The 13,376-nt window shown below is 45.3% G+C and carries 13 protein-coding genes; 4 read left to right on the top strand and 9 right to left on the bottom strand.

What is annotated here, in order from left to right; translation table 11 throughout:
* Window positions 1-34: 34 nt before the first annotated feature.
* The 5 genes from LDX50_RS08395 to LDX50_RS08375 form a co-directional block, all read right to left on the bottom strand.
* Window positions 35-1,096, bottom strand: a complete 1,062-nt coding sequence (locus LDX50_RS08395; RefSeq protein ID WP_225697994.1) for a D-alanine--D-alanine ligase family protein — start codon at window positions 1,094-1,096, stop codon at window positions 35-37.
* A gap of 44 nt (window positions 1,097-1,140) precedes the next feature.
* Window positions 1,141-4,128, bottom strand: a complete 2,988-nt coding sequence (locus tag LDX50_RS08390; protein ID WP_225697993.1) for a T9SS-dependent choice-of-anchor J family protein — start codon at window positions 4,126-4,128, stop codon at window positions 1,141-1,143.
* A 62-nt stretch (window positions 4,129-4,190) separates the two neighbouring features.
* Window positions 4,191-4,478, bottom strand: a complete 288-nt coding sequence (locus LDX50_RS08385; RefSeq protein ID WP_225697992.1) for a NifU family protein — start codon at window positions 4,476-4,478, stop codon at window positions 4,191-4,193.
* Between the two features lie 17 nt (window positions 4,479-4,495).
* Window positions 4,496-5,587: an Mrp/NBP35 family ATP-binding protein gene (locus LDX50_RS08380; protein ID WP_225697991.1), complete on the bottom strand. Its 1,092-nt coding sequence runs from the start codon at window positions 5,585-5,587 to the stop codon at window positions 4,496-4,498.
* Window positions 5,588-5,672: 85 nt separating this feature from the next.
* The gene (locus tag LDX50_RS08375) at window positions 5,673-6,170 is read right to left on the bottom strand and encodes a hypothetical protein (protein ID WP_225697990.1); all 498 of its coding nucleotides are present in this window, start codon (window positions 6,168-6,170) and stop codon (window positions 5,673-5,675) included.
* A 91-nt stretch (window positions 6,171-6,261) separates the two neighbouring features.
* On the opposite strand from LDX50_RS08375, the gene dnaG reads away from it, so the two are divergent.
* The 4 genes from dnaG (at window position 6,262) to surE (ending at window position 10,890) form a co-directional block, all read left to right on the top strand.
* The gene (dnaG, locus tag LDX50_RS08370) at window positions 6,262-8,181 is read left to right on the top strand and encodes a DNA primase (protein WP_225697989.1); all 1,920 of its coding nucleotides are present in this window, start codon (window positions 6,262-6,264) and stop codon (window positions 8,179-8,181) included.
* 99 nt (window positions 8,182-8,280) lie between these two features.
* Window positions 8,281-9,507, top strand: a complete 1,227-nt coding sequence (locus LDX50_RS08365) for a bifunctional 3,4-dihydroxy-2-butanone-4-phosphate synthase/GTP cyclohydrolase II (protein WP_225697988.1) — start codon at window positions 8,281-8,283, stop codon at window positions 9,505-9,507.
* The gene (locus tag LDX50_RS08360) at window positions 9,497-10,117 is read left to right on the top strand and encodes a hypothetical protein (protein WP_225697987.1); all 621 of its coding nucleotides are present in this window, start codon (window positions 9,497-9,499) and stop codon (window positions 10,115-10,117) included. The genes LDX50_RS08365 and LDX50_RS08360 overlap by 11 nt, the downstream gene beginning before the upstream one ends.
* Window positions 10,114-10,890 carry a 5'/3'-nucleotidase SurE gene (gene surE / locus LDX50_RS08355; RefSeq protein WP_225697986.1) on the top strand — a complete coding sequence of 259 codons (777 nt, stop codon included), beginning with the start codon at window positions 10,114-10,116 and terminating at the stop codon, window positions 10,888-10,890. The genes LDX50_RS08360 and surE overlap by 4 nt, the downstream gene beginning before the upstream one ends.
* Here surE and LDX50_RS08350 read toward each other — a convergent pair whose 3' ends face one another.
* The 4 genes from LDX50_RS08350 to LDX50_RS08335 are packed head-to-tail and all read right to left on the bottom strand — an operon-like array spanning window position 10,891 to window position 13,198.
* Window positions 10,891-11,655 carry a hypothetical protein gene (locus tag LDX50_RS08350; RefSeq protein WP_225697985.1) on the bottom strand — a complete coding sequence of 255 codons (765 nt, stop codon included), beginning with the start codon at window positions 11,653-11,655 and terminating at the stop codon, window positions 10,891-10,893.
* Between the two features lie 16 nt (window positions 11,656-11,671).
* The gene (locus LDX50_RS08345) at window positions 11,672-11,842 is read right to left on the bottom strand and encodes a type II toxin-antitoxin system antitoxin (protein WP_225697984.1); all 171 of its coding nucleotides are present in this window, start codon (window positions 11,840-11,842) and stop codon (window positions 11,672-11,674) included.
* Complete coding sequence (locus tag LDX50_RS08340) at window positions 11,835-12,347, bottom strand: hypothetical protein (protein WP_225697983.1); 513 nt, start codon at window positions 12,345-12,347, stop codon at window positions 11,835-11,837. The genes LDX50_RS08345 and LDX50_RS08340 overlap by 8 nt, the downstream gene beginning before the upstream one ends.
* Before the next feature lie 2 nt (window positions 12,348-12,349).
* Entirely contained in the window at window positions 12,350-13,198 is an 849-nt protein-coding gene (locus tag LDX50_RS08335; RefSeq protein ID WP_225697982.1) for an SPFH domain-containing protein, read from the bottom strand.
* Between the last annotated feature and the right edge of the window lie 178 nt (window positions 13,199-13,376).

Below are 13,376 nucleotides of genomic sequence, written 5' to 3'. Positions count from 1 at the left end.
GTAATTCTTGCCTTCGTAAAAAATAAACCGTCTGTCACCTTGACTTCACGATCCGTTTCCGTTGTTCGTGCCGTTCCATAGCCAGTTCGATAAGCTGACTGATCAGATCCTGAAATGAAATTCCTCTTTCCTTCCACATCATCGGGAACATACTCGAATTTGTAAATCCGGGAATCGTATTAATTTCATTGATCAGGATGGTTCCGTCCTTTTTCAGGAAAAGGTCTACCCGGGCAAAATCTTCACAATGGAGGGTTTTATATGTTTTAATGGAATGCTGCCGGATCTTTTCAGCGATATCTTCAGGTATGTCTGCCGGAACCACAATTTTCGCAGCTTCCGGATCGAGGTATTTTGCTTCATAGGTATAAAATTCATAATCTGAACTTACCACAACCTCGCCTGGAAGTGAGGCCTTCACGTCCCGGTTCCCCATAACCGCACATTCGAGCTCCCTGCCTTCCACAAACTCTTCGAAAAGCAGCGTATGATCAAATTTAAAGACCTCATCCACTATTGCTTCAAAACCCTTTTTTTCCTTGACCTTAAATACACCAACAGATGAACCCAGGTTGGCGGCCTTGATCATGAATGGTAAACCAAGGTTTTTTTCAATATGATCGAATCGGATTGATGACCGGTCTTCAAAAGAATAGGTAAGGAATTTACTTACCGGAATTCCGGATGCTTCGAGAAGTCTTTTTGTATAAAGCTTGCTCATGCTCATTGCGGAACCAAGAACACCTGTACCAACAAATGTTATCTCGAACGAAGTCAGGAGACCCTGAATGCTTCCGTCCTCACCATCTGTTCCATGCAGAACCGGGAAAACCACATCAATCGGTAGGATTTCATTATTCAGGCGCATAAAACCCTTGCGGGAACCTGACATATTCAGACGCAGCGGTTCCCCGCTCGAAATATCAGCGTTTACTTCCTTCTTCAGATACCATCCGCCTGTACGGGATATGCCGATAAGGGATACTTCAAAACGCGACCGGTCTATAAATTCAAAAATATTTCTGGCTGAGTTGATCGAGATCTCATGTTCAACTGATTTTCCGCCAAAAAGTACGGCTACGTGCAGTTTGCTCATATAAGTAAAAAATAAAATTAACCCTCAAGATAATGCACTTTTCATTAATATATCGCATGAATCAGCCTTTTTGCAAAGGAAAAAGTTTCCCCTTTTACCTGAATAACATAGACCCCCTGTTTTTGCTCTTGCATATCGAATTCATAGGTCTGATTCAGAACCCCGGAAAACTCATATTCACTAACCACGCGACCGCTTAAATCCATCACACGCATGAACACATTTTCTTTTGAAGGCAGATTGAAGGTGAGCTTAAAGCGTCCATTGACTGAAGGGTTGGGAAAAAGAGTCCCGTTTTCAGAAACGACCGGATTGCTCACGAAGAATTCTATGTTATCGACAAATATTGCCCCGGCATTTCCGTTCACTCCCAGAAAGGCGATGTTAAGGTCTTCCTGCCCCAGGTAAGGTGTCAGGTTGATGGTGATTTTCTCCCAATCCTGTGGTAATGCGGGAACTTCCTGTCCGTTGAAATCATTATTGCCGAGCTCCGAACCGGTTCTTGAAAAGAGAACGATGTCATAGCTAATTCCGCAGTCATCAGATAAAAGTACGCTGAAGGAATCGGAGGTGCTATTTACCCGTTTATACGCCAGGTCAAAGGTTATAAAGGCATTATCGGCATCACGTAACGAAAATTTCGGACCGATCAGGTAATCGAAATCCCCGGGATTATTATTATTCTGATTAAAAAGAGCCATGGCAGGGCCGCTTCCGGTAGAGACCAACTCCCATCCTGTAGTTGGTGGCTGGGTTAGTGGAAGCCAGGCAGCAGGATCCTCAGGGTCATAATTGTCAAAACTTTCGCGGACTGGCAATTCAACAGTTTTGTCGCTTACAATGAAACTCCGGCTTAATTCACCGCTTTCACCCAGTCCGACCCCCGAATTATTAATATTACGCACCTGTGCAAAAAGAGAATGGTACCCTCGCGCAAGCTCCGGCATGTCGGTCGTTATCTGTATTTCTTCACCCGAAGCCAGATTGCCGTTGAATACATAAACACCCTGGGGCTGGTTATCGATACGAAGATCAAGCTCAAAGTAATTGATGGTTTCTGTAGTGGTGTTCACCACTCCAAAGGTAAGCGGAACAGTGCGATCAGCGCAATAGGAAGGGCCCGGTGAAAGCAAACGGACTGATGATCCGATGTCCAGACGAACATTATCGATATAGAGGTTATTTCCATATCCGTTAATTCCAACAAATGCAAGTCGCACCTTTGTGCCGAGGTAGGGAGTCAGGTTTACCACATCGGTACGCCAGTCATTTGGTCCGCTGGGCGTGAAAGGTGAAGTCCTTGAACTGGCAGTTCGCAATGTTGATCCCACCTTATAATAGACCGTGTCGCTGGCGAAAATCGGAGAAGCGCAATCGCTGGTGGCGGTGATCATCAGGCCTTCGAAGTTAGCATCTACACTGGGGTATCCGCTATAGGCAACATCGAATATAAGTGAAGCCTGGGAGGCATCGGTAAGATCAATTACCGGTGAAATGAAAAGGTCCAGTTCACCATAATTTTCGTAATCAAAAAGGTTCAGGTAAAGACTCTGGTTCATTGCGTTTCCGTTGTCGGCTTGCTGGAGCTCCCAGGTACTCAGGCCGTCCGGATTTTGTATGATCCAATCATTTGGTAATGTGCTGAAATTCAAATCAATAGAGATTGATGCTTCATCAGATACCTGAATATATTTTGACTTGCTGTCGTTCAAAGGGTTCCCATCAGATCCGCCGTTTACACCTGTGATGGAAAAGGATATTTCACCCTCGCCAGTAAACTCAACGACCGGCATCTCAACGGTTGTTATCTCGCCTGGAGCTAAGGTGACATTCACATTTTTTGTGTCGATTACAGTTCCATTTTTTGCAATATCAACAACAAAAGAATTCACTGTATTCGTGCCATAATTTCGCACTTCGATCATCGGGATAAGGGGACCGGGACATACGAAATCAGACGGACTACCAATGGACCGAACCCCCATATCGTTGGCGACGATAACAGGGGGAACAGCTCCCAGTGAAGACTGAAGGCTCAGTCGGCGCGGACTATTGTCGAGCACAATACGCATCCTGTCTTTTTGGTCCTGAGTGAAAAGGTTGAGGCAGGCATCATTTGAATAATCCATATAATTCTGGAACATATCGGGCAGGTCACCCGGTCCTGTATTGCAGCTATTTGGTCCCGGGAAGGTACATGGTTCGCCGATATTTGAATTTGGGTTGCCCTGACGGGGGGTGTCCTCGCAAAAATCATCGTCGCTGCAATCCCCATCGCCCCAAATGTGTCGAAGCCCCAGGTAGTGGGCGACCTCATGGGTGGTGGTTCGTCCCAGGTTATACTGGTTAATAAGATTGGCCGGCGGGTATTTTTCTTTGGACCCGAAAGCTCTGTAGTCAATAATTACTCCATCCGTGAATGGGTATTCGCTGCCGTTATCGAGCCCGGCAAGGCTGGAAACAGGAAACTGGGCATAACCCAGGTAGTTATCATTCAGATCGGTAACCCAGATATTCAGATAATCTTCTGCCGGCCAGTAACTTAGATTTTTCAGGGCATAGTTGTCGGCGAGCTGCCAGATATTCCGGTCTCCCTGCTTGCGAACAATGCCATTCGTGGGAAGACCTTCGGGGTCCCGGGCGGCGAGTACGAAATTCACTTCGATATCTGCCGCTACCGGTTCAAACACAGACGGGGTATTGACGCGGTCTTCATTCAGGCGTCTGAAATCTTCATTAAGTACCTCAATCTGGGAGAGTATTTGTTCTTCAGCCAAATTGGTCCCATTGCCAATCAGCTCGCCTTCATTGATGATATGAACGACTACCGGGATGGTGATAACCTGTTGAGCTGATTGAGGCTGGTTTTCATTGGCTTCCCTTGATCTTAACTGCCTGAGTTTTTCCCGCATCCACGATTCAAATTGCGCTGGATCCTCGTAGCCGTAGTTTTGATTTTTCTGCAATTCCTGGAAAGACTTGATGGCACACTTTTCCTGGGCGAAAGATGTTGTAGTGCTTATAAATAGCAAAAAGCCTGTTATTAACAGGCTGATTGATAAATTATATGTATTTCGCCGGGATTTTGCCACTGTCAGAGCATATTATCGGGAAGTTTCGCATGCGGGTCTCCCGGTTTGGTGATATTGATGGCTTCCACCGAAATTACTTCAGGTACTGCCTTCTTGATGGCCTCTTCCACACCTGCCTTTAGGGTCATGGTAGACATGGGGCAATTACCGCAGGCGCCCAGCAATTCCAGACGAACGACCATATCATCAGTCAGTTCTAAAATCTGAACATTGCCCCCGTCGGTTTCCAGGTAGGGGCGGATGTTGTCAAGTGCCTGATCAATTCGTTTAACTAACTCGTCTTTTTTCATTTTGCTCAAAGTGGCCATTATTGAACTTCAACTGGTTTGGTTTTATCCTGTGTGGCATTCCTTATAGCAACCTGCTGGGCCAATGACTCGGCAAGGTTTCTGAATGCTTCACTGGAAACTGTATTTTTCAGTGCGATCGGATAACCGGAATCACCGCTTTCACGTACTTCCTGTTCTATCGGCAGCTGACCTAGGAGAGGAACATCGTATTGCTTTGATAAGTTCTCCCCGCCGGATTCGCCAAAAATATAATATTTTTTATCGGGCAACTCAGGCGGAGTAAAGTACGCCATATTTTCAACAATCCCCAGTACAGGAACATTGATCTGAGGCTGCCTGAACATTTGAAGTCCTTTTCTGGCATCCGCAAGCGCCACCTTCTGCGGAGTAGTTACAATGATTGCACCTGTCACAGGAACGGTTTGCACCATGGTCAGGTGGATATCACTGGTTCCGGGAGGCAGATCAATTAAAAGATAGTCGAGGGGGCCCCAAAGCGTATCACTTATGAATTGTTTAAGTGCCGAGCTGGCCATAGGTCCGCGCCACACGACCGCATTGTCGGCAGGCGTGAGGAATCCAATGGAAATGAGCTTAACACCATATTGCTCTAGTGGCATAATCATATTCTTCCCGTTAACGGGCTGAACCCCGGGTTGTTCATGTTCGCAATTGAACATGACTGGCACGCTCGGACCATAGATATCCGCGTCGATAAGCCCTACTGAGGCACCCTGTTGCGCAAGAGAAACTGCCAGATTAGCGGCAACAGTTGATTTTCCTACGCCTCCTTTTCCGGATGCTATAGCGATGATATTTTTAACGTCCGGCAACAAAGGTCCTTTGTCCCGGGTTGTAGTCACATTTGAGGTCATCAGGATCTCCGCCCGGATTTCAGGCGACAAATGCTCATTGATGGCACGTTCACAGTCCTTCCGGATCACTTCTTTCAGGGGGCATGCCGGGGTGGTTAGTACCACAGTGAACTTTACCGCATCACTAAATACCTCGATGTCCTTCACCATATTCAGCGTCACCAGATCCTTTTTTAAATCAGGATCAATTACAGTGGAAAGGGCCTTTTTAACATCTTCAATTCCGTACTTCATATTTCCAGTCTGTCCGTTCTTTGTTGAAGCATCAAAAATACGTCATTTATTCCCTTTACAGCAATGCATGAAGGATTCTTTTACCTTATTTCTTCTTATGGAAGATCAATGTTAGTGAGGCAGGATTATCACCGGCTGTCACCACTTTCTGAGTCATTTTATTTTTTTCAATGGTAATGGTGCCGTCCATCAGTTTATTTCCATTCATGTCCAGGTCGGCATAGATCAGCGAATTTCCTTTGAAACTTCCTTCCGCACGTATAGCACTTTTACCATCGTAAAAGAACATGTGAATTTTGTCTGTGATTTGGTCATATGCCATTAATTCAGATTGCGTAAGCTCAAAACTGCCGGTAGCATTTTTGGAATAGACTATGCAATAAAGACCATTGGTTTCTGTAACCTCGTTGCATGTGATCATTGTCTCGGGTGGTGAAGGCATGTCAACACTCGATGAGAAGTCGGCAGGAGAAAACAGCCATGTTCCGGAAAGCATTTTTAATTTTTCAAGTTGTGAATCCTGGGCGATGACAAAAGAAGAGCTGAAAACAAGCAGGAGTTGAAGGATAATTGGTTTTTTCATGTTGAAAAGGCTTAGATATTCTGAATATACCATATTATTCGAAAAATTAAATCGGATCGAACGACACCATATATTTTAGTAGATTTACAGTATGATTTCAAAGGCCACTATACAGGAAGTGCAGGATCGAATGGATATCGTTGATATCGTTTCTGATTTTGTTACGCTGAAGCGAAAGGGTAGTGGTAAATATTTATGGGCCAACTGTCCGTTCCATGATGAAAAGACACCGTCATTTTCAGTAACACCCGACAGAGGGATTTACAAGTGTTTTGGATGCGGTAAATCAGGTGACTCGATCAATTTCATGATGGAACATGATGGGTTGAGTTATGTGGAGGCAATCCGCTACCTGGCCGGTAAATATGGAATTGAAATTCAGGAGACCACGATGTCTGATAAGGATCAGGAACTTCAGAATGAAAAGGAAAGCCTCTACATTGTTCTTGATTACGCAGCCGATTTTTTTAGAAGAAATCTCAGTGATACTGATGAAGGTCGAAGCATTGCAGGAAGCTATTTCCGTGAGCGGGGCATCAATTCACAATCGATAGAAAAGTTTCAGCTTGGTTACAGTCTTGAGAAGTGGACTGCCTTATTCGAGGATGCCACAGCCAGGGCCTACAAGGAGGAATTGCTTGAAAAGGCAGGCCTTATCGTAAGAAAGTCTGAAGACAAGGTTTATGACCGCTTCAGGGGACGGGTTATTTTTCCTATTCATAACGTTTCAGGCAGGGTGATCGCTTTTGGTGCCAGGACACTGCGAAAAGACGATAAGCCGAAATACCTGAATTCACCCGAGAGTGATGTCTATCACAAGAGCAAGGTTCTTTATGGTATTTTTCAGGCAAAGAACCACATCCGTCAGCAGGATAAGTGCTACCTGGTTGAAGGATATACCGATGTTATCTCGATGCATGAAGCAGATCTGCCCAACGTGGTGGCTTCTTCAGGTACAGCCCTCACCACAGATCAGATCAAACTGATCAGCCGGTTTACCAAGAATATCACCGTTCTCTATGATGGGGATCCGGCGGGGATAAAGGCTTCGCTGCGAGGGATTGACATGATCCTGGAATCGGGAATGAATGTGCGTACGGTGGTCTTTCCGGAAGGCCATGACCCCGACAGTTACTCGCGTGAGTTAGGGACTTCGGGTTTTCAGAAATATCTGGCAGAGCATGAGCAGGATTTCATTTCTTTCAAGGCGGCATTGTATGCCAGTGAGGCGGCTCGTGATCCGATAAAACGGGCAGAATCGATCAAGGAGATTCTTTACAGTATCTCGAAGATACCGGATGGACTGAAGCGGGCGGTGTATGTAAAAGATACTTCCCGGATGCTTGAGATGGAGGAATCAGTGCTTTGGTCTGAACTCAACAAGCTCATGATAAAGGAGCAACGGAGTCAGCGTAAGCCCGATATGCCAGAGCCACCACTGCCCGATTATTCACAGGAACCTGTAACGGAGGAGCAGCCGGCAGCTCATGAAGAACTTATAGCGCTGCACGAACGTGAATTTATACGGTTGCTCATCAAATTTGGATCCCATCCCGACGATGAGGAGCAGCCCATGCATGAAGTAGCCCGACAGGAACTGGAGGATGTTGAATTCATTACCCCCATATATCGCGAAATCTTCACCATGTACACCAAACGGGTTCAGGCGGGTGAAGCCGTGGATGCAGATTATTTTATTCGAAATGGCTCGGAAGAAGTAAAAAAGATCGTGGTGGATCTGATCTCCGATCGTCATGAAGTGAGCAGCCTGTGGTTTGAACGGTTTAAAATTTACGTTCCTTCTGAGGAGGATCTGGTAGGAAGGATGTTTTTTACAAATATGGCCCGCCTGAAACGCAGTATCATTCAGAAGCTGATTGATGAACATAAGGAGAAGTTGAAAAATGCTACTGATCCGGATGAAATTGATGAATTATTGCACATCCAGCAGGAACTTAAAAGAACCGAGAAACAGCTTGCAGACGTGCTGGGGATCGTGATTCCCAAATAAACATTGAAAAGATATGAACGACATCAGGTATTTCATTGTTAACCCTGATGAGTTTTTAAAGCGGTAAAAATGCGGTAAATTCGCCGCAGCTGGAATCTTATGGAGGAAAAAATAAAACTAAATACAATACCTGAGGCTATTGAGGACATACGTAATGGCAAGATCATTATCGTAGTCGATGATGAAGACCGTGAAAATGAGGGTGACTTCATCTGTGCCGCAGAAAGTATTACACCTGAAATTGTAAATTTTATGGCCACTCATGGCCGTGGATTGATTTGCGTTCCGCTGGTAGAAGACCGATGTGTAGAGCTTGAACTGGAATTGATGGTGGGTCGAAATACAGCGGCCTATGAAACCCCATTTACTGTTTCGGTTGATTTGCTGGGGGATGGTTGCACCACAGGTATTTCTGCTCACGACCGTTCTAAAACCATTAAAGCCCTAACCAATCCGGAAACAAGACCGGAAGATCTTGGTAAGCCCGGACATATCTTTCCCTTGAAAGCCAAACGTGGGGGAGTTTTACGCCGCGCAGGGCACACTGAGGCTGCCATTGACTTTGCCAGGTTGGCAGGATTTCAGCCCGCTGGCGTGCTGGTAGAGATTATGAATGAGGATGGTTCGATGGCAAGGCTGCCCGATTTACGTTTAGTGGCTGACCGGTTTGATTTGAAGCTGGTGTCTATTCAGGATCTTATTCAATACCGTATCGAAAAAGAGTCCCTTATCGAAAAGCAGGTTGAGGACGTGGATATGCCTACCGACTGGGGCCATTTTAAGCTAACTTCCTATACACAAACGAATACCGGAGATAATCATATCGCCCTGGTAAAGGGCACATGGGAGAAAGATGAACCAGTACTTGTAAGGGTTCATTCAAGTTGCGTGACCGGTGATATTTTTGGGTCTTGCAGGTGTGATTGCGGCGGTCAGTTGCATGCGGCCATGAAAATGGTTGAAAAAGCTGGTAAAGGTGTAGTTCTTTACATGAACCAGGAAGGTAGGGGTATTGGTCTTGTGAATAAGCTGAAGGCCTATAAACTCCAGGAAGAGGGTCTTGATACAGTTGAGGCTAACCTGAAACTGGGCTTTGATATGGATCAGCGGGACTATGGGGTAGGTGCACAGATTTTGCGCGATCTGGGCGTGAATAAAATCCGCCTTATCTCCAATAACCCTAAAAAGAGAGTTGGCCTTATCGGTTACGGACTTGAAATTATTGATAATGTGCCGGTAGAGATCAAACCAAACAAATTCAATGAGCGTTATCTGACTACGAAGAGAGACAAGATGGGTCATCAGATCTTGCGCGATGCAAAGTAGAATAGTAACGTTGATTTTCTGCGGGTTCCTGGTAACTGCGTTTACGGCGCACGGACAGTCATATTCAACTGACGTATGGCACCGTGGCAACCTTTTCCTGTTTGAGGGGGATACCCTGAGTGGTGAAATAAAGTACAATATGGAAAACCAGTCGGTCCAGTTCACCAGGGATGGATCGACAGTCCAGGCGTTCAGCCCCCGGAAAATCCTGGCCTTTGAAATCTATGACAAGATAATCCAGTCCTACAGGATATTCTATATACTTCCTTATAAAAGTCAGGGAACCTACGAGGCACCTTTTATTTTTGAATTGTCCTATGAAGGTCCGTATGTCTCCCTGCTGCGAACTGAAAAGCTGGAGCTGGTTGTGCGAAGCCTGCCCTACATGTATTCAACCTATACAAATGAGGAGATGGTGTATACTTATTATTTCCTTGACAGGTCTGGTAGGATCAACGAGTTCAATGGTAAAAAGAGCGATTTGAACCGTATTTTCAGAGATCATGCCGCTGAAATCAGAAGATTTGTGAAGGATGAGCGTCTAAAGCTTGATCGTCTGGATCATTTGATTAAGATTTGTTCCCATTATAATTCACTCGTAACTAAATGAAGAAGCCGCTTATACTCGTTTCAAATGATGATGGAATCACATCCAAAGGAATACGGCTGTTGGTAAGTATCATGAGTGAACTTGGCGAAGTGGTGGTTGTGGCTCCCGACGGACCGCAATCCGGGATGGGGCACGCTATCACGATTGGCAATACTCTCCGGCTGGAGGAAAATGATATCTTTCCGGGCGTAGCAGCTTATGAATGTTCCGGGACGCCCGCAGACTGTGTGAAGATAGCCAAGCACTTTGTCCTGAAGGACCGCAAACCGGATCTGGTGGTGAGCGGGATAAATCACGGCAGTAATACATCCATCAGTGTGCTTTACAGCGGAACCATGTCAGCTGCTATTGAAGGTGCCATAGAAGGGATGCCGGCGATTGGATTTTCATTGTGCGATTATGCATCTGATGCTGACTTCAGTCATGTGGCTGATTACGTACGCACCATCACGAAAAAAGTCCTTAAGGACGGTCTGAATGAGGGAGTTGCCCTTAATGTGAATTTTCCACCTAAAAGGAATGAATCCATCAGGGGAATAAAAATTTGCCGGCAGGCCCGAGCACGTTGGCAGGAAGAATTCGATTTAAGGTACGATCCCAACGGCCGCAGATATTTCTGGCTGGCGGGCAATTTCGTCAATCATGATAAGGGTGAGGACAATGATGAATGGGCGATTGCCAATAACTACGTTTCGGTGGTGCCATGTCAGTTCGACCTGACAGCACACCACACGGTAGTATCGCTTAATTCAAACTGGGACGATATTCTTTGATCAGAGCAGCGACAAAAACCCTGTAACCTGCTGATATAAAGCATGTGATTCGGTTACATGCCCCTCTATGGCCTTTTTAAGATAGGGTGGAATTTCCTCGCCAGTGCCCAGGCGCTTGACAACATCATTAATCATGGTGGTTAATTCGTCATCGCCCATTTCTTTGGCTCCCTTCAAAATATCATTTGCCTGTGCCATCACTTCTGTATCAACTGCAACGGTGGTTGTGATTCCTGCAGGACTACCAGCCATTTGATTGGAAGTATTGGATGCGATACAGGCATTATAGGCATCCACAAGTTCTTCCATTTCTTTCCGCTTGTATGTGCCGTCTTCCAGTCCCAAAGTGATCGCATTACATCCGTCCAGGAACTTCGTCATGGTTTTTTTGAATAACATGGTGGGAACTTCGATACCCGTCCCGTCCATCTTATACAGGTAGGTGCCGGCAAAAGCGAAGTTCTTATCGATGCGAAACCTGTAAAGACTCAGGTATCCATCTTTCTCCAGCATCATGATCCGATATTTATCCCCTTGCTTGATGGTTCTGTATTTCTGACCGTCCTTAATGATGCTTTGGAACTCATAGGCTTTCAGACGCTTTTTATCTGATCCGTCATCAAAAATTATTTCCTCATATAATTCCTCAGGGAATAAAATTTCAATAGTCCCTGAAAGTGTATCACCCTGAACGGTAACAAGTTGATCCTGGGCGTATAGCGTATACGACCCAAGCAAAATAAACAGTATTATCAGTCCTCTCATGTTTGCAAAATTACAATTAATCCGATCTTTTCCCATCCCTTTTTAGGCGACCGGCTTTTTTTAGCGCATCATTCAAAATCCATTCGATCTGACCGTTGGTGCTTCTGAATTCATCCGCTGCCCATTTCTCCAATGCATTAAGCAAATTTGGGTCCAAACGTAAGGCAAATGCTTTTTTCTTAGACATAATCTGATTCGTTCTTCATCATTCTCTCCATCGCGTTCTTGATGCCCTCGGGATTTCGTGTCCCCAGGAGGAGGGTCTGTCCACTTTTCAGATGTAGTTTCAGTCCCCTTGTCCCGGAAATAGTAAGGGCTTTACCGTGTTTAAACGAATACCGCACACCCCAACCACCATAGTGACGGATGGGATATTTAACGACTTCATAGCTGTTGATATCTGTGCGCGATATCGATTTTTCCTTGTTGACCAGGGGAGGCATTCTGTAAATGATACGGCCTTCCTCGATGCGCACATCCAGGTACAAGCTATAAAGTAGCCATGTCAGGAAGAATAGGACAACCATGGCAATTCCAGATGATATAATCATTTCCATGGTGTCCCTTTCCTTATTCTCGGTAAGAAAAATGAAGGCCATACCTCCCAGGGTCAGCGCAACGAAGCCTGTCATAATATACATGAATACGGTCTGTCGCATGTACTGAACTTCGTGGTAAATGCGGGACTTCATTTCTAATGATTTAAGGTTCCGGTGTTAACAACAGGGCTCACATCCTTGTCGGCACATAGAACTACCATGAGATTGCTCACCATAGCTGCCTTTCGCTCGTCATCCATATCTATCACATTTCTTTTCGAAAGGTCTTCAAGCGCCATCTCCACCATGCTTACCGCACCTTCCACAATTTTATGGCGGGCCGCTACAATGGCTGTTGCCTGCTGACGTCGCAGCATTGCACCAGCAATTTCAGAGGCGTATGCAAGGTAGCCGATACGTGCTTCGATTACATTAATTCCTGCAATTTCCAGACGGTTACTTAAATTCAGCTCCAGTGCATGGTTTACCTCATCGAGGCCACTTCTGAGAGTGATTTCCGCTTCATCATCTTCAAAATTGTCATAGGGATACAATCCGGCAAGTTTACGTACTGCCGCATCGCTCTGAATTCGAACAAAGTTCTCATAATCATCTACCTCGAAAGCAGCCTTGAATGTATCGCTTACCCTCCATACCAGGATAACTCCAATGAGGATTGGATTACCAACTTTATCATTCACCTTGACACGCTCACTGTCGAAGTTGCGGGCTCTCAGTGAAATGGCCTGCTTTGTGAAGAATGGGTTCACCCAATAGAAACCATTCTTTTTTACTGTGCCCTTGTAATCTCCGAAAAGAACCAGAACACGGGAACTGTTTGGATTCACATAGAAGAATCCGGGTAGCATGATCAGAAAGGCAAGTAAGCTCGCCAGTCCGATTAAATTCCTCATTCCAATAAACAGAAAGAGGGTAACTGCCAGCAGCAGAAAGGTTACAAATAACATGATGTAACCGGACAGGGGATTATTTTCTTTTTCCATTTGTGTGATATTAAATTGATATCATAAATATATTATATTAATGTAATTTACGCAATCTTTTTGAAAAGGTTGCCATCGTGCTGCGCATTCAGCGCCAAAGGCGTCTTTTTCCTGCCGAGGTTCCTTCACAGGGCACAGGTAAGAAGTCTGAACTTCAAATGGAGTGAGAAATAAAAGT

It is taken from the genome of Fulvivirga sedimenti (assembly GCF_020328055.1).
The sequence above is the reverse complement of the archived record's forward strand: the minus strand, read 5'-3'. Positions and strand labels throughout refer to the sequence as shown.

What these genes read in the sequence shown, in the direction of transcription:
- LDX50_RS08365 (WP_225697988.1), top strand. Translation starts at nt 8,281, where the DNA reads ATGGAGGAAAAAATAAAACTAAATACAATACCTGAGGCTATTGAGGAC.
- LDX50_RS08340 (WP_225697983.1), bottom strand. Translation starts at nt 12,347, where the DNA reads ATGAAGTCCCGCATTTACCACGAAGTTCAGTACATGCGACAGACCGTA.
- LDX50_RS08335 (WP_225697982.1), bottom strand. Translation starts at nt 13,198, where the DNA reads ATGGAAAAAGAAAATAATCCCCTGTCCGGTTACATCATGTTATTTGTA.
- LDX50_RS08350 (WP_225697985.1), bottom strand. Translation starts at nt 11,655, where the DNA reads ATGAGAGGACTGATAATACTGTTTATTTTGCTTGGGTCGTATACGCTA.
- LDX50_RS08360 (WP_225697987.1), top strand. Translation starts at nt 9,497, where the DNA reads ATGCAAAGTAGAATAGTAACGTTGATTTTCTGCGGGTTCCTGGTAACT.
- surE (WP_225697986.1), top strand. Translation starts at nt 10,114, where the DNA reads ATGAAGAAGCCGCTTATACTCGTTTCAAATGATGATGGAATCACATCC.
- LDX50_RS08385 (WP_225697992.1), bottom strand. Translation starts at nt 4,478, where the DNA reads ATGAAAAAAGACGAGTTAGTTAAACGAATTGATCAGGCACTTGACAAC.
- LDX50_RS08395 (WP_225697994.1), bottom strand. Translation starts at nt 1,096, where the DNA reads ATGAGCAAACTGCACGTAGCCGTACTTTTTGGCGGAAAATCAGTTGAA.
- LDX50_RS08380 (WP_225697991.1), bottom strand. Translation starts at nt 5,587, where the DNA reads ATGAAGTACGGAATTGAAGATGTTAAAAAGGCCCTTTCCACTGTAATT.
- LDX50_RS08375 (WP_225697990.1), bottom strand. Translation starts at nt 6,170, where the DNA reads ATGAAAAAACCAATTATCCTTCAACTCCTGCTTGTTTTCAGCTCTTCT.
- dnaG (WP_225697989.1), top strand. Translation starts at nt 6,262, where the DNA reads ATGATTTCAAAGGCCACTATACAGGAAGTGCAGGATCGAATGGATATC.
- LDX50_RS08345 (WP_225697984.1), bottom strand. Translation starts at nt 11,842, where the DNA reads ATGTCTAAGAAAAAAGCATTTGCCTTACGTTTGGACCCAAATTTGCTT.